Origin of the sequence: Rosistilla ulvae, assembly GCF_007741475.1 — a bacterium.
GTDB classification, from domain to species: Bacteria; Planctomycetota; Planctomycetia; order Pirellulales; family Pirellulaceae; genus Rosistilla; species Rosistilla ulvae.
In genome coordinates this window covers 6,640,129-6,665,665 of record NZ_CP036261.1, presented here as the reverse complement: position 1 = coordinate 6,665,665, position 25,537 = coordinate 6,640,129, and the positions used below count along the sequence as shown (strand labels likewise).

The 25,537-nt window shown below is 59.6% G+C and carries 18 protein-coding genes; 6 read left to right on the top strand and 12 right to left on the bottom strand.

Annotated features, from left to right (window positions below):
- Nucleotides 1-12: 12 nt before the first annotated feature.
- From EC9_RS23690 to EC9_RS23670, 5 genes are all read right to left on the bottom strand, one after another.
- The gene (locus EC9_RS23690) at nucleotides 13-1,665 is read right to left on the bottom strand and encodes a hypothetical protein (RefSeq protein WP_145348502.1); all 1,653 of its coding nucleotides are present in this window, start codon (nucleotides 1,663-1,665) and stop codon (nucleotides 13-15) included.
- Complete coding sequence (locus EC9_RS23685) at nucleotides 1,662-2,414, bottom strand: glycosyltransferase family 2 protein (protein ID WP_145348501.1); 753 nt, start codon at nucleotides 2,412-2,414, stop codon at nucleotides 1,662-1,664. The genes EC9_RS23690 and EC9_RS23685 overlap by 4 nt, the downstream gene beginning before the upstream one ends.
- 202 nt (nucleotides 2,415-2,616) lie before the next feature.
- Nucleotides 2,617-3,420, bottom strand: a complete 804-nt coding sequence (locus EC9_RS23680) for a Nif3-like dinuclear metal center hexameric protein (RefSeq protein WP_145348500.1) — start codon at nucleotides 3,418-3,420, stop codon at nucleotides 2,617-2,619.
- Nucleotides 3,421-3,464: 44 nt separating this feature from the next.
- A complete protein-coding gene (locus tag EC9_RS23675; protein WP_145123344.1) occupies nucleotides 3,465-4,418 on the bottom strand; it encodes a ribose-phosphate diphosphokinase in 954 nt (317 codons plus the stop codon).
- Nucleotides 4,419-4,467: 49 nt separating this feature from the next.
- A complete protein-coding gene (locus tag EC9_RS23670; RefSeq protein ID WP_145123343.1) occupies nucleotides 4,468-5,226 on the bottom strand; it encodes a sugar phosphate nucleotidyltransferase in 759 nt (252 codons plus the stop codon).
- 210 nt (nucleotides 5,227-5,436) lie between these two features.
- Between EC9_RS23670 and EC9_RS23665 the strand changes: the two genes are divergently transcribed.
- Both EC9_RS23665 and EC9_RS23660 read left to right on the top strand, forming a co-directional pair.
- Nucleotides 5,437-6,399, top strand: a complete 963-nt coding sequence (locus tag EC9_RS23665) for a lysophospholipid acyltransferase family protein (protein WP_218934384.1) — start codon at nucleotides 5,437-5,439, stop codon at nucleotides 6,397-6,399.
- A gap of 207 nt (nucleotides 6,400-6,606) precedes the next feature.
- Nucleotides 6,607-9,048 (top strand): hypothetical protein, encoded by a 2,442-nt coding sequence (locus EC9_RS23660; protein ID WP_145348498.1) that lies wholly within the window; start codon nucleotides 6,607-6,609, stop codon nucleotides 9,046-9,048.
- A 193-nt stretch (nucleotides 9,049-9,241) separates the two neighbouring features.
- Here the strand turns inward: EC9_RS23660 and EC9_RS23655 are convergent, their stop codons facing one another.
- Nucleotides 9,242-9,652 carry an OsmC family protein gene (locus EC9_RS23655; RefSeq protein ID WP_145348497.1) on the bottom strand — a complete coding sequence of 137 codons (411 nt, stop codon included), beginning with the start codon at nucleotides 9,650-9,652 and terminating at the stop codon, nucleotides 9,242-9,244.
- A gap of 233 nt (nucleotides 9,653-9,885) precedes the next feature.
- Here EC9_RS23655 and EC9_RS23650 point away from each other — a divergent pair, with 233 nt between their 5' ends.
- Nucleotides 9,886-10,965, top strand: coding sequence for a beta-ketoacyl-ACP synthase III (locus EC9_RS23650; RefSeq protein ID WP_145348496.1), 1,080 nt, complete (start codon nucleotides 9,886-9,888; stop codon nucleotides 10,963-10,965).
- A 56-nt stretch (nucleotides 10,966-11,021) separates the two neighbouring features.
- Here EC9_RS23650 and EC9_RS23645 read toward each other — a convergent pair whose 3' ends face one another.
- The 3 genes from EC9_RS23645 to EC9_RS23635 all read right to left on the bottom strand — a co-directional run bounded on the left by EC9_RS23645 (nucleotide 11,022) and on the right by EC9_RS23635 (nucleotide 15,007).
- Nucleotides 11,022-11,804, bottom strand: coding sequence for an AAA family ATPase (locus EC9_RS23645; RefSeq protein ID WP_145348495.1), 783 nt, complete (start codon nucleotides 11,802-11,804; stop codon nucleotides 11,022-11,024).
- A gap of 417 nt (nucleotides 11,805-12,221) precedes the next feature.
- The gene (locus EC9_RS27085; RefSeq protein ID WP_246105845.1) at nucleotides 12,222-14,261 is read right to left on the bottom strand and encodes a prenyltransferase/squalene oxidase repeat-containing protein; all 2,040 of its coding nucleotides are present in this window, start codon (nucleotides 14,259-14,261) and stop codon (nucleotides 12,222-12,224) included.
- Nucleotides 14,262-14,395: 134 nt separating this feature from the next.
- Nucleotides 14,396-15,007: a hypothetical protein gene (locus EC9_RS23635; RefSeq protein ID WP_145348494.1), complete on the bottom strand. Its 612-nt coding sequence runs from the start codon at nucleotides 15,005-15,007 to the stop codon at nucleotides 14,396-14,398.
- A 57-nt stretch (nucleotides 15,008-15,064) separates the two neighbouring features.
- Here EC9_RS23635 and aroB point away from each other — a divergent pair, with 57 nt between their 5' ends.
- Both aroB and EC9_RS23625 read left to right on the top strand, forming a co-directional pair.
- The gene (gene aroB / locus EC9_RS23630) at nucleotides 15,065-16,171 is read left to right on the top strand and encodes a 3-dehydroquinate synthase (protein WP_145348493.1); all 1,107 of its coding nucleotides are present in this window, start codon (nucleotides 15,065-15,067) and stop codon (nucleotides 16,169-16,171) included.
- A gap of 12 nt (nucleotides 16,172-16,183) precedes the next feature.
- The gene (locus EC9_RS23625) at nucleotides 16,184-17,008 is read left to right on the top strand and encodes an inositol monophosphatase family protein (RefSeq protein WP_145348492.1); all 825 of its coding nucleotides are present in this window, start codon (nucleotides 16,184-16,186) and stop codon (nucleotides 17,006-17,008) included.
- A gap of 271 nt (nucleotides 17,009-17,279) precedes the next feature.
- Here the strand turns inward: EC9_RS23625 and EC9_RS23620 are convergent, their stop codons facing one another.
- Both EC9_RS23620 and EC9_RS23615 read right to left on the bottom strand, forming a co-directional pair.
- Nucleotides 17,280-18,404, bottom strand: a complete 1,125-nt coding sequence (locus EC9_RS23620) for an ATP-binding protein (RefSeq protein ID WP_145348491.1) — start codon at nucleotides 18,402-18,404, stop codon at nucleotides 17,280-17,282.
- Between the two features lie 159 nt (nucleotides 18,405-18,563).
- Nucleotides 18,564-21,110, bottom strand: a complete 2,547-nt coding sequence (locus EC9_RS23615; protein WP_145348490.1) for a c-type cytochrome — start codon at nucleotides 21,108-21,110, stop codon at nucleotides 18,564-18,566.
- Between the two features lie 292 nt (nucleotides 21,111-21,402).
- On the opposite strand from EC9_RS23615, the gene EC9_RS23610 reads away from it, so the two are divergent.
- Nucleotides 21,403-24,927 (top strand): hypothetical protein, encoded by a 3,525-nt coding sequence (locus EC9_RS23610; RefSeq protein WP_145348489.1) that lies wholly within the window; start codon nucleotides 21,403-21,405, stop codon nucleotides 24,925-24,927.
- A gap of 149 nt (nucleotides 24,928-25,076) precedes the next feature.
- Here the strand turns inward: EC9_RS23610 and EC9_RS23605 are convergent, their stop codons facing one another.
- Nucleotides 25,077-25,349, bottom strand: coding sequence for a hypothetical protein (locus EC9_RS23605; RefSeq protein ID WP_145348488.1), 273 nt, complete (start codon nucleotides 25,347-25,349; stop codon nucleotides 25,077-25,079).
- Nucleotides 25,350-25,537: the final 188 nt, after the last annotated feature.

Genomic DNA, 25,537 nt, shown 5'->3' with positions numbered 1-25,537 from the left:
CCGGCGGCAGGATCAAGCGTGCCGCGGCGTCGTCGCGACCTCTTGCTGGCCATGGGGATTCGCTTCGCCGCGAGCGATGGCGGCAAACATCTCTCCCATCTCCTGCAACGGATAGATGCAAAACGAATAGTCGCGCGATGAGAGCAGGCGTCGTTGCGCTTCGCGACGATTGACCTGGTTCAATTGATCGGCCAGTTGCCAGCGGAGGTCATCCAGACGAGCCGACAGGTCGGTGTTGATCGCGGTGATCCGATCATGCCACGACTGTTTGTCGCCACGCGGCGGGATGTCGCTCAACAGTTCACGCTTCTCCTGCACCAGATCGATCGGCAGATCGGCGAGGTCGGCAAAATGTTCGGGCTGAAAACGGGTGCGTCGGATCGACTGACGCAGTTGATCCGAACTGGCGTCATCACTTCCGAGCGATTCGCCCAGCGGAGTGAAGGTTGCCGAGAGGACGGTGAAGTGCGGCGGCGCAACGTCGAAGAAGCGGCGGATGATCGTATCGTTCAATTGGTCGTATTTGCCGCCGCCGATGCCGTGCAGGAACAGATCCGACAGGACCAGCCGAGCGTACATCGTCGTGACCAACGCGCGGGGACGAAGCCGCACGTTGTTCTGCAGTCGCTCGAGCAGGTCCGCTGCCGTCGCGGTGGGATCACCGTGATTGGAGATCGTCAAATGCGTCGACGCCAAATCGCTCAGCTCGATCTGTTGGTCGCTGACTCGCGCATAGAGCGCCCGGCGTTGGCGATTCGTTTCGTCGTAGATCCACAGCGGCGCTTCGTACCAACCGTCGCGACAAGCGAGCTCGGGAACGGGGTGGGAGTTGCTGCGGATGTGATGCGCAATCCGGTAGGCGACGACCGATTCGTTGTAACAATCGTGCAGCCGTGGAAGTTCGCGGATCAGATGGAGCACAAACTCGCAGAACGCGGGGCCTTCGCACAACCGGCTCAGTGGAACCTCGAGCGTCGATAGTCCCAGTTGTGATTCGATTTGGTGACGCGATTGCGCCAGCGATAGCCCGATGTTGCCGGTCCGATCTGCCGCTTGGACCGCTTCGGGCCAGAGTTGTTCGATGCAGGGATTGTCGACCAACGGAGCGATCGTTCGCGCGACGCGGCGGCCGAACGTTTGGAACGCCTCGGGGTCGTCGATATCCGCCATTTCGTAGGGGACGACGGCGGAAGGACGATCAAAAGCGATCGTCTCGGTCGCCGGTTTGCCGCTGCGCAGCGTCGGGACTCGGATCGATCGAGCGCGGCAGATATCGTTGTCGACGATCAGATTGATCGCCATCGTCGACAGCGACTGTCCCAGCTGGGAGAGGACAAAGTTCTTGAACCAGACGCCCGGATGGAACAGTTCGGGTTGATGACCGGCCATGACCAATGGCCGATCGGTTGAACAGCTGGAACAGATGTTGGGCAGGTCGCGATACGAAGAGACGTAATCGATCGCGGTGTGGATCAATTCATGGCGTGCGCGTTTGCGAAACGACGCAATCGACTGGCCCCCGATCTGCAGGTTCCAGTCGGCGGCGTTGCGCAAATTTTCCGCCAACGCATCGGCGTTCGCATCCAGCGGCGGGTCGATCAACCAATCGCGGTGGGCCCGCGGCACGCGGTAGGATCGATAGGGTTCTTCGTTGATCGTGGTCACGCGTCGGGGCACAGTTCTCGGCGTCGGGGCAGCTTGCGACCTTCACGACAGGCCGACGTAATCGCATCTTCCAAGACACGATTATAATACGCCAGCCGGGTTTCCGCGTGGTCCAACGATCCGCCGAAAGAACGGCTGAGATCCAAGTAGATCCGCGGGACGGCGAGTTCGACGACCGACAGATCGGCCAATGCCGCTTCGACCCACAATTGCAACGGCATCGCATACCCAGGATCGGTGATCCGCAGCCTACGCAGCGCGTCGACGCGATAGGCTTTGAAACCGCAGAACGCATCGGTCAGCTTCAGTCCCAGGCGGCGGTTCAATTGTTGAGTGATCTTGCGATTGATCAACATCCGCTCTTCCGGCGGCGCGTCGTCGTCTTCGGACATCTTCAGATAGCGGCTGCCCGAAACGATGTCGGCTTGGCTGGCCGCGGCGACAAAATCGGGGATCCGCACCGGTTGGTGCTGGCCGTCGCAATCGATCGTAACGACGACGTCGTACCCGTTGTCGATCGCGTATTCGAATGCTGTGGTCAGGGCCGCGCCGTAGCCACGATTTTCGGGGTGCCGAACGACCGTGACGTCGGTTCGCTGGGCCAGCCGGGCGTCGGTACCGTCGTTGGAACCGTCGTCGACGACCAAGATGTTCGCTGCGTAATTGGCCACGTTATCCAGAACTTCGTCGACAAAGTTGACTTCGTTGTAGACCGGAAGGGCACATAGCCACTTGTCTGGAGCTGTCATTGGATTTCCTTCGTGGAGCGGATGAACGAGCGAGAGGATCGAATGGCCAGCGCTCCCAGTGGGGCGGGCAACGGCTGGGCGAATTCGATCTCGCTGTAAGCATGGTAGGAACGCAGCCAGTGTTCGCTGACCGCATTCTAGACCGGAGCGGCCGAAGGTCAAACGCAGCCGATCGGGCGGATCGCAGAAATCGAGCGATTCGCTATAGAGAAAACTGGCGCAATGGGTCCGATTCGCTGCGGCTTGCCCAGACGGTAAGCTCGTCGTGCTCTTGCATCAGGTGGTCGGCCAGTTGTTCCATCGCAAAGCGTTCGCTGGCGTAATGCCCGACCAGGATCAGCCCGATCCCCTGCGATTGGGCCTCTAGACAGGCATGAAAGTTGGATTCGCCGGTGAGCATGCAATCGCAGCCCTTGCGGCGGGCGGCGTCCAGAAACGATCCGCCGCTGCCACAGGCCAAGGCGACTTTGGTGACCGCCGCGTCGGGATCGCCGACGTAGCGGACCTTGGGCAGTTTCAGAAAGTCGGCGGCGCGACGCATGATCTGTTCCAGCGTCGTCGCTGCCACGCGGCCATAACGACCACTCCCGTCGGGCGTCTCCGAAGTGTCGGCCGGATCGGGTAGCAGAGGAGCGATGTCGGTCAGTTGCAAGCCTTCGGCGAGTTGTTGGTTGATCCCACGCCGGGCCGAATCAAACGCCGTGTGAGCGCTGTAGACGGCGATCCGATGGGCCGCCAGTTCCAGCACCATTCCGCTGGCCGTCGAGTCGGTGGTCAGCCGAGCCATCGGTTTGAAGGGCAATGGATGGTGCGCGACGATCAGATCGACCTGTTGGTCGGTCGCTTCGGCAACGACATCGGGGGTGATCGTCAGGCAGGTCATCACGCGCCGGCAATCGCGTTGGCGATCGCCGATCAACAGTCCCACGTTGTCCCACGATTCGGCCAGTCGCAGCGGAGCGACCGCGGCCAGCGACTGGCAGACGTGTTCGATCAAGAGCGGCATGGGGCTGGCGCCTGATGATGGAAGGTGTTGATGAGAGCGACGGTCTATTTTTTGTTGCGGAACATCGCGCTGATCGATTGATCGTTGTGGATCCGCTTGATCGCTTCGGCTAGGAATTTGGCGACCGAGCGGACTTTGATGTTCGGCAACATCTTGCCGGGCGTAAGCGGAATCGTATCGGTGATCACGATGCTGTCGATCGGCGAGGCTTTGATTCGTTCGATCGCCGGGCCGGAGAAGATGCCGTGGGTGGCGGCGACATGAATCTCTTTGGCGCCCGAAGCGTGAACCAGCGACGCTGCACCGCAGATCGATCCGGCGGTGCTGATCATGTCGTCGAACATCAAACAGATCTTCCCCTCGACACTCGACCCGATGATCGTGTGCTGTTCGACTTCCGTCGCGCTGCTGCGGCGTTTGTCGACGATCGCCAGGTGGCCGCCCAGTCGTTCCTTGTGCCCAACGGCTCGCTTGATGCTTCCTTCGTCGGGGCTAACGACGACCAGTTCGTTGGGATCGTATTCCTGTTCCAGGAAGTGTTGGTTGAGGACGGGAGCGGCGTAGAGGTGATCGACGGGGACGTCGAAGAAGCCTTGGATTTGAGCCGCGTGCAGGTCCATCGTGAGGACGCGGTCGGCGCCGGCGCGGGTGATGATGTTAGCGACCATCTTGGCTGTGATCGGCACGCGGCCTTCGTCTTTGCGATCTTGGCGGGCGTAACCGAAATAAGGGATCACCGCGGTGATCCGTTGCGCGCTGGCCCGTTTGCAACTGTCGATCATGATCAACAGTTCCATCAGGGTATCGTTGACCGGTGGGCAGGTCGGTTGGACCAGATAGACGTCGCGGCCGCGGACGTCTTCATCGATCTTGCAGAAGTTTTCACCGTCGGGGAATTTTCCCAACGTGATCGCTCCGGGGGACAGATGCAATTCGTTGCAGACGTTGTGCGAGAGCTCTGGATTGGCTCGACCGCTGAAGATCTTTAGTTCACGCATCTTGGAAGCCCGCTGCTGAAGCGTTGGGGAAGGTGTAGGCACTTGAAAGTTAAGCATCGTTGCTGGCATAGCCCATCTCGCGCATCTTGGCGTCCACGATGGCAAGCTCTTCTTGGTTGTTGATGCTCAACGATTCGCAATCTTGCAGCACAGGAAGCGCTTCGACCGGACGACCGGCTGCGCCCAGCAGAGCGGCGCAATCGGTCAGGTAATATTCGGCCTGGCTGTTATTCTGCTTCAATTGACCCAGCGCGTCGAGCAGATCGCTGCAATTGAAGATGTACGTACTCATGTTCACTTCGGTGATCTTCCGCTGCTGGTCGGTGGCATCCTTCTCTTCGACGATCCCGGTGAAGCGGCCTTCGGCATCGCGGACGATCCGTCCCAGACCGGTCGGATCGCTTTTGTGCAACGTTCCCTGCAGCAGCGCGGGCTGCGTCTTTTCGAATTCGGCCAACAGCGTTTTCAGGCTGGTCGACTGCAGCAGCGGCGAATCGCCAGCGAGCACGATCACGGGACCGTCGTGCGATTGCAGGTTTTCGCGGCAGACCTGAACGGCGTGCCCGGTCCCCAGTTGTTCGGCTTGGACGACAAATTCGATGTTCTCGCGATCCTTGAGCGTCTCGCGGACCTTCTCCTGTTGGTGGCCGACGACGACGATCGTCTTGGCGACACCGGCGGCTTGCAACGCGTCGATCACGAAGTGGATCATCGGGCGATCGCAAACGGGGAACAGAACCTTGGCCAGTTCACTCTTCATTCGAGTGCCTTTGCCAGCGGCGAGTACGACAGCGATGGGAGCATTCATATCTGCGACGAGCTTTGGAAAGGAGGGGACTGGGAATGGCGAGTATCTTGCCATGCCCGCAGGTCAGTGAACACCGGGGATACCCCGACACAGCGACTCAGTCGTCGGTGGGGCCGACTGATCTTTTCGGCTGGGGAATGTCCTGACACAATGGGCCGACATATCTAGGACCGACAAAAGCTGCCCCGACGGGGGCGGATGATTTTGGCAATGAAAAGGATTCGACGTCGCGTGAACAAGCAGACCGCTATCGATTTTGCCGTCTATCTCTTGGTGCGGACGCTGTTTGCCGTCATCCAAACGCTTTCGGTCCAGCGGATGCAACCGGTTTGCAACGGCTTGGCCTACCTGGTTTCGGACGTTTTACAGCTCCGCCGCCGGATTATCGACACCAATCTGCGGATCGCATCTCCCAACGCTAGCGACCAGCAAATTAATGAGACGCGTCGCCAAATGTGGGCTCACCTGGTGATGATGGCTTGCGAAATCGCATGGTCGCGTCGGCGATTGCACCTTTCCAACTGGCGGCAGATGCTCGATTTCCCCACCTCGGGCATCTTCCTGCGGCCGTTTTTGGAAGGCCGCCCAATGGTCTTGGTCAGCGGACATTACGGCAATTTTGAGATCGGTGGCTACGCGACGGGGCTGTTTGGGATCCCGACGATGACCGTCGCGCGGCCGTTGGACAACCGCTTCCTGCATCGTTACATCACCCAGTTCCGCGGCATGCACGGCCAGATGCTTGTCGACAAAGAGGGCTCGGCCGACATCATCCAACAGCATCTGGAATCCAACGGCACGCTCTCGCTGGTGGCCGACCAGTTTGCCGGCGCCCGCGGTTGTTGGGTCAACTTCTTCGGCAAACCGACGTCGTGCCACAAGGCGCTGGCGCTGTTTACCTTAGCCAACGACGCTCCGATGGCAGTATTCTACTCTCGCCGGACGACTGGCCCGATGCAATTCGAGATCGGTTGCAACGGCGTCGCCGATCCGCGCGAAGCCGGTCCGGAGCTGGGAGGCGTGACCGAGCTGACCTGTTGGTACAACGAGCGGCTGGAGAAGGCGATCGCTCTAAGTCCCGAGCAATATTGGTGGATGCACCGCCGTTGGCGTGACGTTCCCGAGAAGATTCAGCGACGAATGGATCGGATGGCGGCAAAGCAGGCTGCTTGATTTTGCAAGCGTCGCCGGGCGAAACCCGATCGAACGTGCGATTTCGCTAAATTTCTAAGATTCTTGTACGGACGCAGCCTCCGCGGCCCACTAACTATTAATGGGGAGCCTCGGTTGCGATCGATCGCCCGATGGTTTCTCTGGGGCCGCGTAGAACTTGTTCAGCGGTCGCCGTGACAACTGCTTGCTCCATCGGGAATCTTCTTCATGCGTTTAACCGTTCGTACCCTGTTGGCATATTTGGATCATGTGTTGCCCGAAGAGGCGAACGAAGCGCTTTCGGCGAAGCTGCGCGATAGTCCCTACGCGACGCAATTAGCCGACAAGATCAAGGCGTCGATCCAACGCACCGATCTGGGGGCACCCGCTGTGGGGGCGGTTCATCCGATCGAAGACGCCAATACGATCGCGGAATATTTGGACAGCGTTCTGCCGGGCGAGCGGATTCCGGAAGTCGAGCGGGTCCTGTTGGAATCGGACGTGCACATGTCCGAAGCCGCCGCGTGCCATCAGATCCTGACACTTGTCCTTTCGCGACCAGCATTGGTTCCGCACGGGTTGCGCGACCGGATCTACCAGCTTTCCCAGGGACTTGCTGCGGACAGCGAGGCGACGGCAATCAGCCCCGACGGTCCGTTGTTGAGCAATCCTTCGGTCGCTTCTTTGGATCTGCCTGTTGCAGAGGCGGCGACAGTGGAACGGGGGCCCGCTCAAGAGATCGATTCCGCATCGACGGTCGCCGTTCCGTTTCGATCGGCTGCTGTCACGCAATCCGCCGCGAATGGACATGCCGCCGGGCTTTCGCCCCGCCGTCCCGATGTGCCCGAGTATTTGCGAGCTGGCCGGCCGTCGCGAATTCTCCCTTGGTTGATGACCTTGGGGCTGTGTGCGGTGCTGTTATTTATCATTGCCAAAGCATTTCAGCCGGTCTCGCGTTTGGCCTCCGATACGCCGCAAGAATACACCGCCGAGGATCCGTTGAGGATCGATCGCGAGGACCTGCCAGCCCCTGGGTTTGGGCCTGTTGGCGAACAGCCGGATACGGTCGTTGTCGAAGAGGCGAGCCCACGCAGCCCCGCTGCCGCGGCGACGGGTTCAGATCTTTCGGCTGTCGAGATTCCCGCCGCCACCGCGCCAGCCGCCGGCAGCGATTCCGTCGCGCCAGCCGCTGACGAATCGACGATGCCAGCCGCTTCGGCGACGCCGGCGGTCGCGGTCCCCGCAGTGCCAGCGCCCGCGTCGAACGCCCCGGAATCCAATGCGTCTGATCCCGCCGCCGATCCGAAGGCTGTGATGCCAACGTCCGCCGATCCTGTCAACGCAAACACGGTTCCGTCGCCGCAGCCCCCAGCGGAGCTTGCCCCTGAGGAGCCCGCGATGCCGGCCCCCCCTGCCGCAACGGAGCCCGTCAGCCCCGCAGCATCGTTGAGTCCTGAACCCGCAATGGAACCGGCCGCAGCGGCCGCGCCGGCAGATCCGCCCGCGCCGGTGGATGTGGCTCAGCAGGTGGGCGTTCTGGAATCGCAAGGGACCCTGCTGCTGTCCCGAACCGACGCAGGATGGGAACGCGTGACGAAGGGGGCGGCAGTTGTCTCGGGCAGCTCGCTGGTGAATCTGCCGACCTTTCGCAGCCGAATTTTGTTGGCCGACGGGGTGGCGTTGACCAGTGTGGGAGAGGCCGATTTCTCGTTCGCTGCAGCGGATGATTCGGCCCCCACGATCAATCTGGCGTACGGTCGGTTCGTGTTGGAATCGGCGACACCCGATGCGACGGTCGAACTGAATCTTGCGGGGCAGTTGGCGACGCTGCATCTGCCGACCGCGGAGTCTCGAGCTGCGATTCAGGTCGCGGTCTTCCGCGCTCCAGGAGCCGATCCGGTGGTGGCTGAATCGATCCAACAGGTCGTCGCGCTCCAAGTTCTGGCAGGGAGTGTTGGTTGGACTGTTGAGGGAGGGGATGATGTTTCCCTGGCTGAAAGGGTTCGTTGGAGTCGGATCGGCACGGCGGAAGCGACAAACGCTAGCGCCGATTCGCCCGCTTGGGCAGAGGCTCCCGAAGCGAATGCGGTTTCGATCGACAGCCTGTCGCGGAAAGGATTGTTGGAGTTGATCGACGAGACAAAAACTATCGAGATCTCGCTGCGTGAGGCGGTTGGGTTCCGGCGTGCCGAAGTCGCTGCCTTGGCCGCTCGGTCGTTGTTGGCTCTGGGAGTTTCGGACGTCTACTTCGGTACCAAGGGGATCTTCGAGAACGACGCGCAGAAATCACATTGGCAGGAGCACTTCGTCGCCGTTCAGTCGCATTTGGATCGCGGCGGCCAGTACGCAACTGATCTCCGCGATTCGATCTTTCGGATGGATGCCGCTCGAGCGCCGGGGCTGTATCGCTTGTTGTGGGGGTATTCTCCCGAGCAACTGGCCAGCGGAGAGGACTTTGCCTTGATCGAAGCGCTCAACGACGGCGCTTTGGCAACGCGCGTTCTCGCGTTGGAAAACCTTCGTGAAATCACGGGGACCACGCTGAACTTCCGGCCTCAGGAAACGGGGCCGCGTCGGGCTGCTGCAGCGAAGAAGTGGGACACCAAACTGGCGGCCAAGGATCTGGTCTGGGGGCAGCCGCCGACGCCGCTATCGGTGCTGGAGCGATAGCTTGCAGATTTTTTCGCTTCAACCTATCGCAACAAGTTTGCGGAAGGCCCTCATCCCGAAAAACTTGCTTGATGCTCGTTTTTCGGCTCTCCCGCGCTGTGCGGGTGGGATGGGGAAGGTCGCGGCGGCGGGCTCATGAACGGCGGGCATGTTAGCTCCCCCACTCCCGTTCTCCCCGACTGGATTTTGTGGATCACTCAGGGTAGTGGAAGGCGAGTGGAGCTTCGATGTCGGCGCGCAGGCTTTGGTGGACGGGGCAGAGTCCTGCTGCCGCTTCGATCGCGGTGCGGTGGCGATCGTCTAAGTTGATCGGAACGTGGATTTCGACGGGCAGTCGCATGATACGTCGCGGCAGGTCGGCCGACATGTGTTTTTCAACGCGAACTTTCATGCCTGTTAGATCCAGATCGTGCCGATCGGCATAGATCCCCATGATCGTGCTCACACAACTGCCGAGGGCCGTTGCCACCAGATCGGTGGGGGAGAACGATTCTCCGCGGCCTTGGTTGTCGACGGGAGCATCGGTCGACAGTTGACAGCCGCTGGGGCCATGGGTGGCTTGGCATCGCAGCCCGCCTTGGTATTCCAATTGGATCTCGACCACTGGGGAAACTCCTGGTATCGCGAAAGGATTGGGAATGGCAAATCACGGACTGGAATGTACGTCGGCTGGGACATCGAGCACAAGTCGGCGGAAACCGGGGGCGGATTGTCGTCGTCGGGCGGTTCCGTCTGCCGCAAAACGTTCGATTCGTGTATTATGGTCTGAATCCATGCCAGCAATCCGCACGGGATTGCCGGCCTTTTTGTTCGCGTTTGCTATCGGCGTCTTATCGAATGTCACAGATTACCGAATCTTCTTCCGCTGGAATCCGTTCCAAATCCGAGCGCGGTTCGGCACCGCTGACCCAGACCGGCGGTCGCAGTCGACTTGGCCAAGCCCTTGGTGTCCGCGTCGCTTCCACCGGATCCTACGCCCCCAGTGAAATTGTCACCAACGACGACCTGGCGAGTCTTGGCTGCGATAGCGATTGGATCATCAAGCGGACAGGGATTCGCGAGCGGCGTAAGGCGCGCCCCGACGAAGCGACCAGTGACATGGCGTACGAAGCGGCGTCGCGATGTTTGAAGGATGCTGGGGTCGACGCTTCGGAAGTCGACATGATTTTGGTCGCGACGATGACCCCCGACCATCCAACTCCGTCGGCTGCGTGTCATTTGCAACGGCGTTTGGGAGCGACCGCTCCGGCGATGGACGTCAACGCCGCGTGTGCCGGTTTCATGTATGCGATGGTGACGGGGGCACAATTTGTTGCGGCGGGGAACGCCAAGAAGGTGCTGGTTGTTGGCGCCGACCTGATGAGCCGCACGATCAACCCGCACGATCCCAAGACCTATCCGCTGTTTGGCGACGGCGCTGGGGCAGTGTTGTTGGTTCCCGATAAGCCCGAAGGGGCGGGCCTGCTGAAATACACGTTAGGCAGCGAAGGCTGCGGCGGCAAGATGTTGTGCATTCCCGCCGGCGGTTCGCGAACTCCGTTGGTCCCCGATGCGTTCAATGAAGGTCGCCACTATCTTTGGATGGATGGCCGCGCTGTCTTCAAGTGGGCCGTTCGCGTGGTCACCGAGAGTTCGATCGATGTCTTGAACGAACTGGATATGGGGCCCGATGATCTGAGTCTGATCATTTTGCACCAAGCGAATCAGCGGATCATCGATTCCGCGGTTTCCGATCTGGGCGTGCATCGCGAAAGCGTGTTTGTCAACGTCGATCGCTATGGGAATACCAGCGCCGCGAGCATTCCGTTGGCGCTTGATGAAGCCGTTCGCGCCGGCAAGATCCAACGCGGCCAGCACGCGCTGCTGTGTGGTTTTGGCGCGGGGCTCGCCTGGGGAACCGCTGTTCTTCGCTGGTAGTTCGCGATCTGCCGCGATAGCGTTTGTCTTAACAGTGCCTTCTGTCGACGCCGCAGTTATGCCGCCGCGACCAACATTTCATCTTGGATCGCTTCGACGATGTCGGGAGTGATCTGAGTTGCACGGGCACCAGCACCGGCAAGCAGCGACAGTTCCGCTAGTCGGGCGAGAGTCGCCACACGCCCTTCGCTTAATTCGTGCAAGCGGACAATTGCCGCATCGTTGAACAGTTCTGGATCGCCGCCGGCATCGGCGACGCTTTGACGAACAAAGCCTGCGGAATCCGAAAGGGCCCAGTGTGGCAGGTCGATCCGCAGCGGGCAGCCACCGATTCGATGGACCAGGTTGCCAGCTGTTTCGTTGCTGCAACCCAGGACAGCGGTCACGTGGCGCGATCGATTGATCAGCGAACTGACCGATTCGGCGACCACGCTCGATGCGTCGTCGACCAACAGGCACGTGTAGACGTCCTGCCGGCTGGCGGCGTCGATCGTGTCGCAAGTCCGACGCCAGGCGTCGGTGCTGTGCAGCGTTGGCTCGCCGCACATCGCGCCGGAGAGCTGGTCCAGCCAATCGGCTTGCGAGTCGCAGCGTCCCGAAAGCAGGACCGTTTCAACGATCGCACCAGTCCACAGCACATTGCGGCTGACATGTCGCAGCAGCGAGCTGCGGCCCGACCCGGGGCCGCCGATCAACAGCCCCACCGAACGGGCGTTGCCGACCAGGAAGCGAAGTCGGGCGATCGCCTCGCGTTGGCTAGTCCCTTCGTAGAAGTCTTCGCGTCCATTGACCTGGCCAAATGGCAGGCGATGCAACCGCCAATATTCGTGATATGACATACTCTGGACCCAATCGACGTGACTCTCTGACGCAGCGGTGTGGTGCGAAACGGCACAACGATGATGCGCGGATGATTCCGGATATCTGCGAAAATCGGGTTTTCTGGGTAACTTTCTTCAGCAAATATAAACGCTAGCGTCGAACACTTTTGTAATCGAGGCCCGGCCTTGAGGGCTGCCGCGACTAGTAAAGCGAGGCCTTTCAATCAAGCTGGGAAATCTCTTCCGCGGTTTGCTGCTCGGACGCTTCCCCAGTTAAAGCGGTTCGGGAGGGGGGCGACGCAGAACAGCCATTGATCGCTAGCGATCCGCGGTTCCGTTGAGAACTGGATGCGAGCGGATGCCGGCTGCGAAACGCAAGTGAAAGTGCGGCGGCGATCGCCCGAGCCAGGCGATGGGAGTGCAGCGGCTCGAGGCTTACAACGGGAAATCGTCTTCGGCGGCCTTGTCGGCGTACAGTGGCAGGTGGCGGTAATAGACTTCCAGAGTCATCGTGCAGAGCGACGTGATCGCCAGGCGGCCCCCGCGTCCGCCGGTATGGCCGCTTTTGAAATGCCAGCTGCCCGCTGCGTGCCCTGTCGATTCCTGGGAGTCGACCAACCATTCGCTCATGTTTTTATTAAACGCGTCCCAGTGGGGGCCGCCATACTGGCGAAGGACTTGAGCCGAGTAGTAGTTGTGGTAGGCATCGTTCTTGTTGAGTCCGATCTTGGCAAGGTAATCGACTCCCTTCTGAAGCGATGGGTTCTCTTTGTCCCAGCCCAGATACATCCGGCACAACAAACCCACGGCGGTCATCGACGGCTTTTTGGCTGGCGATGTGTAGCCGTAATAGACGCCGTTGTCAGCCGAAACGCGATCCAAGAACAAGGATGCACCGCGAACCGTGTTAGGTGGTACGACTAGGTGCCCCATGTGGCCACTCTTCAGAGCCATCACCATCCAACCGACAACCGACGTATCTCCTTCCTGCCCGGGGGAGTATCGCCAGCCGCCCCCCGTTTTGTGTTGTGACATGGCGATGAAGTTCAGTGCCGCTTGGGCTGGTTTTGCGAGCGCCGGGTCTTTGGTCATCGCGTACGCTTCGCATAGCACGATCGCACATAACCCATGGGAGTACATGTTTCCCGCCCCATCGCGACAATCGCCGGTGATCAGACCGCCCTGGTTTTTGACCTTCATGTTTCCGGCGATGAACATCAGGCCGCGTTGGACGACGCTTTTGTATTTGCCTTGCCGGTGTGTTTGACCGGCACCCAGGAAGGGGAGGATTGCCAGGGCGGTCGCCCCGTTAAAGCTGTCTTTTGCCTTTTCGTCGCCAGGATTTCCACATTTGTTACCACAGGCGATGTTGTGATGCAGATTCCAGGCTCCGTTGGGCAATTGATGCCGTTGGAACCATTCCAGGGCTTTGGTGACGGCCGCTTCGGTCGCTTCGCTGCCGCCGTATTTCTTCAGCAGTTCCTTTTTCATGTCGGTACTTCGCGCCGAAAACTCGGTCGTCGCTTCCATCGCAGCGGTCAACGATTGGGTCAATGAATCCATCGGGGCGATCGCATCGATCATGTCGGGCATCTCGGTACCGACCATCAGCACCGCGTCGGGCGTCTCGACCTCGATCGCTTCGACAGCTTGAACCGTCGTGGGGGGGCTGACGACCGGCTCTTCGATCATCTCCTCCTCCATCGAATCGGGTTCGATCTGCTCCAGAGAAAACTCTTCCATCTCTTGCCCCGCCTCGTCGGTCGGTGTGACGGTGAGCACGTTTTTCGCGATTTGCACCGGATCTAAGGTGACCAAGGCGAGCATCAGCAAGACGAGGCCATGGACCAGGCTGCTAACCATCCAAGGAGGGGCGGAGCTGAAGAATCCCCCTCGGCGATATTCAACCTCGTCCTCGTCGTCCAACATGGGGGTGGCTGGCTTTGCCGCAGCGGCCGGTTTCGCGGGCGTCGCCGCAGCGGTTTGCTTCTGGACCGATTGCAGAGCTTTGCCTTGAGCGCGGACCAGTTCACCGCCAGGCAATCCCATCAGCGCTCCCAGCGACCCGGCCCATGGTGCATTGAGATCCTTGACGTCGTAGGGCTTGCCATCGTCGACTAACGCTTCAGAGGGAAGGTCGTGTTTGGCCGCGATCTGGCTGAAGAGCGGATCGACCCAGCTGGAATCGGCTTCATTGGGGCGGAGCCGCTTGTGGAAGCGACGGAACATGTCGCGGAGCACCAACAGCCCAAAGCATTGAACTTGGTCTGGCTCGAGATCGGCGATGTCGGTGTCGTCCAGCGATTGCTCGATCAGCTCGGGAAGGCTCTCGGCAATCATCGACTGGTAGTAGTGAACGATCGGCTCGGGGTTGAACTCCGGCCAATCCTGTTCCTGGATCGTGCCCTTGAGCGATTCGGACAATTGCATCATCGGTCCGGTAAAATGCTGCTGCCCGAGCGCTTTGCGGTCCATAGATCGAACTCGTTGATTTAGAAGAGTATGGGGGTGACGCTTCCCGTAAACTGAATATTAGGCTGCGATCACGGCTCCTTAATATTATATCCAGATGAACGCCCAGATTCGATGAACGTACCTATAAAAGTCGCTTACTTGGGCGATTCTGTCGTTTCAGACGCTACTTTTGCGAACAACCGCAAGCGATAGGCGATCCGTGGTAGGACGCTTTCGGTCAGTCGAGCCGCTCGTCGCCCACCCGGCATTCCCACCCACCCCTCGTCTAGGTGGATCGCGATCGTCGTCGCCTCCGCTTCGTCGTCGGATTGTCCGAACCGCACATAGGCCCATGGCCAATGCGCTGGATCGGCCGCAGGGATTTCCCTTTCTCCCAGCTGTTGCCAATCGAAATTGTTGTCCGCAAGGAATACGCGTCGGAAGTAGCCTAGGTCGCGCAGTTCGGTCAGGTCGAGCCAGCCCTCGTGATAAAAGTCGAGTTCGGGGACGGCTTGGGATCCTTCGGGGCGAAGCAGTTCGACAGGTCGGCCGACCCGAATCGCCTGGCTCACCTCGGGGCCCCAGAAAGGATCGGTCTGTTCGGTCGGCATACTCCGGTTACGAACGATCGCCAGCGACATCGCGATTGCGAAACCGAGTCCGAGAAGTGCAAATAGGCAGCCGCGTGGGGAGACCAGTGGCGGTCGCGGAGGCCACTGGGCCGCTGGTGCCGCGTTGTCGGTCGATGCTTCTTTAGATTGATCCATGCTGCTATCCTAACCCACGTGCTTGATTCGCCTAACCTGTAGCAACGATCAAAATTCATGGTTTTGCCAAACGTTCCCGACCGCCTGGAAGTCCCGCTGCCCGATGCTCCGTACCCGATTCTGATCGGCAGCGATTGGCTATCGGATCTCGTTTCGCCGATCGCCGATCGGATGCCCGATCTGTCGCATGCGATCATTATTCACGATGCGGCTGTCGCCCAGCCATGGGCCGCGACAATTCAGCAAGCGTTGCAGGACCGCTATCGGACCGACATGATTTCGGTCCCGTCGGGCGAACCGAGCAAGTGTGTCGAACAGCTGCAGCGGTTGTGGATTGGGCTGCTGGAAGCCAAGACCGATCGCAAGAGCGCGATCATCGCCGTCGGCGGAGGTGTCGTGGGCGATCTCGCCGGGATGGTGGCGGCGACCTTCATGCGTGGGATCCGGTTTGTCCAAGTCCCCACGACTTTGTTGGCTCAGGTCGACAGTAGCGTCGGCGGCAAGACGGGGATCAATCTGCCCGGTGCCAAGAATATGGTCGGCTCGTTTTGGCAGCCCCAGTTGGTTGCGATCGATATCGCGACGCTGGGGACTTTGGCACCGCGGGAGTTCATCAGCGGGCTGGCTGAAGTGGCGAAGTACGGCGTGATCTGCGATGCCGAATTTTTTGCTTGGTTGCAACAGAACCACGAAGCGATCCATGCCCGCGATGCCGCGGCGCTGAAGCATGCGATCCGAACCAGTTGTCAAGCGAAAGCCGACGTCGTCTTGGCTGACGAACGCGAAACGACAGGCCGCCGCGCGACCTTGAACTATGGGCATACGTTTGGTCACGCGATCGAAGCGCTTGCCGGATACGGACACTTCCTGCACGGCGAAGCGATCGCGATCGGGATGCAGATGGCTGCCGATCTTGCACGCCGCATGGGGCGTGTCGACGATGCGTTTTGTGAACAACAGACGGAGCTGTTCACCTCGCTGCAGTTGCCGAACACTTGGTCCGAAGCCGATCCCGATGCGATGTTGGGAGCGATGTTCAGCGATAAGAAGACCGAACACGGCAAGCTGCGTTTCATCTTGCCGACAAAAATTGGACATGTCGAATTGGTCGACGATGTTCCCGAAGACTTGGTTCGCCAAGCGATCACCGCCTGCAGCAAATAGAGTGAACCGAAGATGAGCGATTTGGATCGAGAGCAGATCATGGAAGTCGCACGCCAGGCCGCGGTTGCCGCCGGCGGCGTGCTGCGCCGCTATTACGAAACCGGCGTGCAGATCCGCAGTAAAGCCGACGCAACCGGAGGCCAACACAACCTCGTCTCCGACGCCGATCTCGAATCGGAGCAGACGATCGCCGGTGTGATCCGGGCGGCGTATCCCGATCACGAGCTGTTGGGAGAAGAGGAGCTTTCGGGAGCGATCGAAGCGGAGCATCTGTGGGTGATCGATCCCTTGGACGGGACAAACAACTTCGCCCACAGCATTCCCCATTTTGCGATCTCGATCGCCTACTGTTATCGCGGCCAGACGCAGGTCGGCATCGTCTACAACCCGATCCGCGAGGATTGGTTCACGGCGATCGCGGGGGCTGGAGCGTGGAGCAACGATCGCCGCTTGAGCGTTTCGAGCGAAGAGTCGCTGGGACAAGCGATGCTGGCGTGTGGGTTCCATTACGATCGCGGCAAGTTGATGCAGGCGACCCTGGACGCGATCGGCGAACTGTTCTCGCAACATCAGATTCACGGAATCCGCCGGATGGGCGCCGCGGCGCTCGATCTGTGCGGCGTCGCAGCCGGGCAGTTCGGCGGCTTTTTCGAATACTTCCTTTCGCCGTGGGACTTCGCCGCCGGGAAGCTGATCGTCGAAGAGGCGGGAGGAACCGTGACGACATCGCGAGGCGAACCGCTGGGGCTGCAAGCCGGTGGCGTGATCGTGACCAATGGCAAACTGCACCCGAAGCTCTCCGAGATCGTCCAGCGTCACCAACCCTCCGGTTTTTAAGCCCCCCGAGGCCGGGTGCCACTGGCTTTGCCAGTGCGTTCCTGATCGAAGGTTTGAGTGTGGGCTGAGCGGGGCGTCATCCAATACGGACTCCCTTCGTCTCCGATTGCAACGTCTTACTCTGGGATGCTGTAGCCTAGGCCTTCGGCATTGTTAAAACTGCTCGGTGCTACATCCACAGGGGCTTCGGTAAATCAGCACTGGCAGAGCCAGTGGCACCCTGTGGTCTGGCAGCAAGCCTCTTTTGGGTTCTCGATTGGGATTCCGACGATCAAGAATTGTGGTCGGAGCAGGCATCGAAGAGTGGTCGCCACTGGGAGCCCCGTTTCTTCATCACGTTCTTCAGGTATTCCGACCAGACCAGGTGATCTTTGTCGTCGTCTTTGACGACCGAGCCCTGTAGGCCGGCTGCGATATCTTCGGCGGTGACGCTGCCGTTTCCGAAGCTGCCCGCGAGGGCCATGCTGTTGCACAACAAGGAGATCGCTTCGGCGGTGGAGAGGACGCCCGAGGGGCTTTTGAGTTTGTTCTTGCCGTCGAGCGTTTCGCCCGATCGCAGTTCGCGGAAGATGGTGCAGACCTTTTCGACGGCATCGGGCGTCGGTAGTTCCGCTTGCAAGTCGAGGTTCGATGCCAGTTGGGCAACGCGGCCGGTGACGATGTCGATCTCCGTTTCCAGATCCGATGGACTGGGCAGGACGACGAGATTGAAGCGGCGTTTCAGAGCTGCCGACATATCGTTGACGCCGCGGTCGCGGGTGTTGGCCGTCGCAATCACCGAGAAGCCTTTTTCGGCAGCGACCTCGGTCGCCAGTTCGGGAACGCTGATCCGTTTTTCCGACAGCAGCGAGATCATCGCGTCTTGGACTTCCGACGCGCAGCGCGTGATCTCTTCGAAACGGGCAAGTTGCCCCGACTCCATCGCGCGGAAGACGGGACTCTTGATCAACGCTTCGGGGCTGGGACCGTGAGCGATCAGCATCGCGTAGTTCCAGGTGTAGCGGATCTGTTCTTCCGTTGTCCCCGCGGTCCCTTGGACAACTTTGGTTGAATCGCCGTTGATCGCCGCGGCCAGATGTTCGCTGAGCCAGCTTTTGGCGGTCCCCGGTTCGCCGATCAACAGCAGCGCCCGATCGGTGACCAGCGTCGAAATCGCAATCTCGACAAGGCGTCGGTTGCCGACGTATTTGGGAGTGATCGGCGTGCTGCCCGCCTTGCCGCCGCAGATGTAGGTGAGCACGCTGCGGGCAGACATTCGCCAACCGTTGGGGCATGGATGCTGATCGTTTTTGATCAGCGCGTCGATCTCTTCGGCAAACAGATCTTCGGCCGGACGCCGCAGCATCCGGTCGTCATTGCTCGCTTTCTTCTTCGGTTGGGCTGCTTTTTTTGCCATCACGAAACTCCAAGTTCTTCGACCTGACAATCTGCTGCCATCGTCCCACCAGGCACTCTTGGCGGGACATGCGACATCCAAGCCGGAATGATACGACGATCATTCCGGCCCAACCAAGTTGGGTTTGCGACATCGGATGCCGCACGCCCGTTCATCGATCTACTTGGCGTAGATCTCGTGCGACGGATTGCCGCCCGCTTTCAAATACGCCAGCAAGTCGCGGATCTCTTCAGCGGTCATCGTGTCCATCAATCCAGCGGGCATCATCGACGTCGTCGCTTCGCCCATCGTATCGATGTCGTCGCGAATGATCGTCGTCTGATCGGCGGGATTCATCATGTTGGTCAGGACCATCATGCGGTCGCCCGCCAGGTTGATGACTTTGCCAACGATGACTTTGCCGTCCAGAGTCAGGAACTGCGTTGCACCGTATTGGTCGCTGATGACTTTGTTAGGTTCGATGATCGAAACCAACAGATCCTTGGTGCTGAAGCGTCCGCCGGCACCGGTCAGATCGGGACCCAAGATCCCTCCCTGGCCGCTCATGCGATGGCACTTGTAGCACTGACCAACAGCAAACATCTTCTTGCCGCGTTCGAAGTCAAATGCTTGCTTGGTGTCGTCGCTGCTGGCGGTCAGATCCTCGACCTTCCATTCCTTGACCACATCGCGCGGTTCCAGATCGGCCAACGGATCGCGAGCCTCCGGAGTTTTCAGCAGGTCGCCGAGTTCGGCTTTCTTTTCATCCGAAAGCTTGGCGATTGCCGCATCGCGGATGTTCGACAAAAAACCGCCGAACGACATCCCGCCGCGGGCGGCAGCAGCGTTCTGGAACCAACCGAAATAGGCTTTTTGCGAATCGGCGTCCCAGGTCGCTTCGTGTCCGCGAAGCGTAAACGCGTATCGCATCTGATCTTCTTGCGTCGGCGCGTTGATCATCAAGTCGACGACGCGAGCGGCGATCTTGTCGGCGTCCAGTGCGATCAGAACCTGAGCCAGTTCGCGATTGACGTCGACGTTTTTGCCAGGCAGATGCGGATCCAGTTGGGCCAGAATCGTTGCACGTTGTGCGTCGTTGGGAGTGCCCAAACGAATGAATGTAAGTCCGTAGGCTCGCAGCAAATCGATCCGCTGCGAATCGCTAAGGGCGTCCCACTTGATCGACGTCAGGGCTTCGATCGCCGCGGAGGCATCGGAAGCTTCGCCACAACGAGCCAAAGCGATCACGCCGTGGATCAACGCTTGAGGATCGGTCAGTGCCAGGACTTTGCTGCGCCATTGGTCGACCGGTTGGTGTTCCAAGGCGATGCGAGCGGCAAAGCGGATGTTGCGGTCGGAATTTCCAAGTTCCGCAATCGCCGCGGCGACTGCCTCGGGATTAGCCGAACCGTGAAACGATTCCAGCTTGTGTCGCAGTTGACGCAGCGCCTGCGATTCTTGATCGACCGACGCGGCAACGGGGGCTGTCGATTCGGGACCGGTGTAGCGGATGCGGTAGAGTGCCGACTGAGTTCGTCGGCCACCGATCGTGAAGTACAGCAGGCCATCTTGAGGTCGCACTACCAGATCGGTCACGGGCAACGGCGCCGCGGTTGCGAAGGTTTCGAACGATCCGCTGTAGCTGGAACCCGATTCGTCCATGTGGACTGCAAAGATATTTCCGAAGCTCCAGTCACAGATGAACAATGCCTTCTGGTACTTCGCTGGGAACTTGGCACCGGTACCAAACGCGATTCCGGTCGGTGAACCGGGGCCGATGTCGACGACAGCGCCGAGGCTGTCGGGGTAATAGGCTGGCCACTTGCCAGCGCCGTTTCGCCAACCGAACTCGGCGCCACTGACAACGTGGTTCACGCGGGTCGGACGGTACCAAGGGGTACCGACGTCCCATTCCATGTCGGCATCGTAGGTGAACAGTTCGCCGGCGGGGTTGAAGGCGATGTCGTATTCGTTGCGGAAACCGGTGGCGATGATTTCAAAGTCGCTGCCGTCGGGGTTGATCCGTGCGACCCAACCGCCGGGAGCCAAGCGTCCCGCATTGTGGCCGCGGGCGTCGGGCATGCTTCCCAACAGATGATCTTCCGACCAATGGCGAGGGACGCGACTGTGGGGGACGTCCGCTGGCAGATCGGTCGTGTTGCCGCCGGCGACATAAATTTGTTTGCCATCGGGAGAGAGGATCAACGCGTGCGGGCCGTGTTCGCCGCGGCCCTTCAATTCGATCAGGTGTTCGACCTTATCGTACTGGTCGTCGCCGGTGGTGTCGGTCAAGCGATAGATGCCGCTTTTGACTTCCTTCTGCTTCCCTTTGGCGGGTTGTCCGTTGACGTTGATGTACAGGCTGCCGAAGGCGGAGAGCATGCCATGGGCCATGCCGAAGTCACCTTTCAAACGCTCGACATCGACCCCACCGTCGGCCTTGACCGTGATGCGATAGAGCCCGCCGTATTGATCGCTGGCCAGCAGACGTCCTTTCGGATCGGTGGTCAAGCAGACCCAAGAGCCTTCGCTGTTGGAGGGGACTTGGTACAGCAGTTCGACCTCAAAGCCTTCAGGGACGTTGAACGATTCGGCTGGAGTCACACCGACTCCCCCTTTTTTGGCGGCCGACGCCTTGTTCTCGGCAGCCGAAAGGCTCGTCGCTAGTGCTAAGAAGAGCCCGAATAGCAGTGGGCCGGTTGGGAACTTCGTTCTCGTTAATAACATTTTCTTGTTCACCGTGGGGCGTTAAGGGGAGATGCGGCGGCGACGCGGCCGGGAGTGTGTTGCTTAAGCCGCCGAAGCGGTTGGAGCCGTAGGGCGATTTTACCCAGATTTTGGGCGATCGCCAGCCGCAGCGTTTGTGGAGGCGAAAGAATCGATCGATTCCCCTATAATCGCGACCGGTTAATTCACTGGAGGTCAGCCACACCATTGGTGTGACAACGGAAGTTGTCCCGTTCGGTCTCGTCGTGTAACAGCCCAGTCTTTTCCACATTGTTTTGCCCAGGATTTACGAATGCCTTCGCCAAATAGCTCGGAACCTGTCCAACGATCTCTAGGTTGGGATCGTGCGATTGCCACAGACGCGGCCGAACGTGCCAAGCTTCACAGCTACATCGCGTTGCAGTTGGCTGCCGCCGGATTGCAGCCGCCCGAGGACGATTCGACCGACCATGCCTTGGCTCAATATTCCGTTGGCTTTCTGCAGAATCTGCGCGAGAAGAACCGATTGTTGGCGGATTACCGCGCACCGGTCGATCGTCGCATCGAAGCTTTTTTGACGCGTCATTTCGCCGAACTGAAACTCGATCAACCGCTGCGTTTGCCATCGAGCTCGTTGGTCTTGGACCGTCACGGGGTGGCCCGCGAGCTGAGCTTGCCGGCCCGCGGCGATCACTTTGAAAACGATTTCGTGAACAGCTATCGCGTCCACAATGGCGTTCTGCACAATCCGCGCTTCGACCGCCGTACCACCGCGGGGACCTTTCATATCGTCGAAGGGGGACCGGCGATCGCTGGCAGCAAGCGGACCGTACCCAAAGCGGTCTTTGCAAAGTTGTTCCAGGCGGCGATGTCTCCGCCCGACGAATTGATGAGCCTGCCCTACACGGCCGACAGCGATTCGCCGGCGCGTTGTTTTGTCAGTCTGTTGTTGCGGCCGTTGGTCTGCCCCGCGGTTGCCGGTTGCTGCACCGAAAAGCGGATGGAGGTGCGGTTCTACGCTCCTGGTGCTTTGGTCAGTAACCTCGATTTTGTGGAGTCGATCTTTGGCAACGCTGGCGACGCGTTGGTTCCCGAAAACGACGCCGGCTTGGACGTCGAACACTGGACCGGCCACACAGGTTGCGTGATCTTGGCGCCTCATTTGGAGCGGCTGACGAAAAAGGAACTGGGGCTGCCGCATATCAGCGAAGCAACGCCGCTACAGATCGCCGATCGGATGTGTTGGGAAGACGAAAGCGAATGTTACAACGACGGGTCACCTTTCAAAGCGGTCTGTCGGACCGACGAAGGTGTCGTCGTGACGCTGATCGCCGACAACTACTACGGCTACTGCAAGAAGGAAGTCAAATCGCAGATCAGTTATTCGGCGAACCTATTAGGCGGAGTCGAAGAGGAGCACGCCGGCGGAGCGATGGCCTTCGCCAGTTATTCGTTGGGGGACGAGTTTCAAGTCGACAGCCGACGTTACAACAATCGCACCTTCGAAGATATCGCTCGCGACTACAGCGAATTCATCGACGTAAAACCCGAGGGATACGGGGTCGATCGGTTGTACCCCGAGGTGATTTATATCCCGGAGAATGCCAAGGTGACGCTGTTGGAGCAGTGCGTCAAATGGCAACACGATGGGCGGGAACAGCGCATTCCGCTGTTGCCCGAAAACGTCTACATCGCCCCCAGCGGTTACAAGATCCGACTGGATAAACACCCTGCGGCCCCGTCGTGGCGACTTGTTGGAACCGCGGGGGAAGGCCTGGTGTGCCACAAGCCCTGCACGGTCAGCGGCGGCGGCAAGAGCGAGATCAGCAAAAGTCTGCGTGATTACATGCTGTATGGGCCGATTTTTGTGATGGATTTGGAGCGTGATTTTGCCACGCTCGACGAGCTGTTTAGTCGTGACTACAGCGGCCGTTGGCATCCCGAATACAAGCAAAAGCCGAGCTATTCCGAGCGGTCGACGCGGAAGGTTCTCGATTCCAATCGCTCGCTGGGCAGTATGATCAAACTGCTCACGCCCTCCCCCGATTACAACGACGACTACAACGCTTGGTTGGCGTCGATTCCGAATCATATCTACGCGATGGCGTTTATTATCAAACGATTCTCGAAGCCGGAATGGGAAGGGAATTGGCGGGAACATTTCAGCGTCGATATCGTTAACGGCGAACTCGGCCATCAACTGAAGCACGGTCGCCGCAACTTGGTCGGCACTTACCTCAAGGTGGGGCTCGATGGCGACCAATGGCGGACCTTCAAGCTGCGGCAGGACTTCATCGCGGCGGCCAAGGTTCAGATGGAAGATGACATCACCGCGAGCGTCGTGATTCCCGGTCGCCGTGTTGGCGATGTCGGCCCCGCGGTTGCTCCCGCTGAAAGTTACAAGTTTGTCGAAAACTGTGAGTTCCGGCTGTTCCAACGCCCCGACGATGCCGTTCATCGTGGGCTCGATAAGCAGACCGAACTCGACATGTCGCGTCCAGGGAACTTCTTGTGCAACTATGAGCCGAAGGATCGTGCTGCGATCGCCGCGATGCTTTCGAGCACGATCGAGTTGGGCGAGTTCAGCGACCCGATGCGAGAGATGTTGATCGAAGCGGGAGAGCAGGATTCGGGGTATGTCGTCAGTTCGGCGCATCCGCGAATGATCGACGGCAAACCGTCGAAGAACCCACGCTATCTGCAGGATCGGCTCGATCTGACGTCTCCGCTGGAAACCTACGTCGCCCATCGCGGGATGCGTTTGCATCGGGCGCTGCCGATGGATCAACCGGTCCACATGCCGGTCGCCGCGGTGCTCAGCGGACGCCGCAACAATCCACCCGATCCCGAACAAGGGATCAAGCAATTGGCTGTCTATTCGCCGTTGCACTACCAGGAATTGCCCGAACTGTTCATGGACTACATCTGCAGTTTGACGGGCAAGAGTCCAAGCACGACCGGTGCGGGAAGCGAGGGAGCGTTGACTAAGGGGCCGTTCAACAATATGCCTCCGACGGTCGACCTGAACGATGTCTTGGTCTCGATGATCTTGACGGGGCTGAGCGGCTTCAGCACGCCGGCGGGGCACATCGGTCCGCGGTTCGAAGTCGGTCACGACATCAGCCTGTTGATCCCCGAGATCTGGTGCCGATTGGGGCCCAAGGAACGCGATCCACAGCGGATGATCGAGCAATCGCTGTTGGAACCGATCGCTGATTACGTGGACAGCAAAGGAGAATATGTTCCTGCCAGCCGGCTTGGCTATCGCATCACGCAGCGTTTTGTCGTGAAGTATTTCGGCCGCGTGTTCGACAATCCCGGCAAAGTCTTCTCCGACGAGATTTTACAGCCCGAACTGCAAGATCCCGAGGCGTTTGCCGAAGGCGTGCGGCACATCGCCGATGCTCAGCAGAAAGTTGCACAGCGGTACTTCGACGATGGGACTTGGCAATTGGCCAGCCCGCCAATTCAAGCAATCCTGTCGATCATGGCGACGGGCGAATGGTATGGTCACGATGCCAACAGCCCCGTGGTTCGCGAGATGTTTACCAAGGAATATCTGTTGGCCAGCGACTGGTATCAAGCGCGTTTGCAGACCAAACAAACGCGTGATGTTGCGCTCTGGAAACGTCACATCGAATACATCGCTTCGCAACGCGATACGCTCGCGTCGTTCCGCAGCGATATCGATCTGGATGCCCGCTTGGCGTATGCCCAGCAGCAGTTGGAGATCGCATCGAGCCCGCAGTACTTGAAGGACTTGGTCGGCACATTGGGGGCTGATCCGATGTTGCCGATCGAAGCCCGGCCAAGTAAGCCCGCGGCAGAATTGGCTTGATCGCAAGCATGCGTTTCGCATGAGCAAACTGCTGCGTCCGAAAGGGGCGCGGCAGGCTGCGAGGGTTTGAATGCCGAGAGCGACCGCAGGCATCGCCGATGCGCTGCGGTGGAGTTGCAGGTGGACGCGACTTCCGACGCCCGCGACGCTTACTGTAGACGAAGCGTGCGTGTCGACATTTCTGCTTGTTTTCGCTGACGCTTGCGTTGTCGGCTGTGGTAGCGACCGTTGTTTTCCGCACTGCAGAACATGCAACGGTTCTGCGACTTCATGTAATATCGGTTCAAGAATGGATATGCGAGTCCCAGCGAAGCAACCGACAGGGCGATGACCGATTTGCGCGAGATGTTCTCGTAGAATTCATGGGGCACGATTTCGCGACAGCGACGGCACCATCGTGGAACTTCTTTGACTTGAGGCACGCGGACTCCACACGTACGAAGGCTGCTCGACCGACACTCCCCAGGATCGTCGATTTGCCCCAATCCTGTCGTCCATCGTATTGCTTGGCAAGCGGAGCACAACGAGTAAACGGGGAGGAATTGGTAAAGCCGTTCGGGTGAGGGGCGTGGCTCCCCATAGGGGGATTCGAGACGCTATATATCGGTAC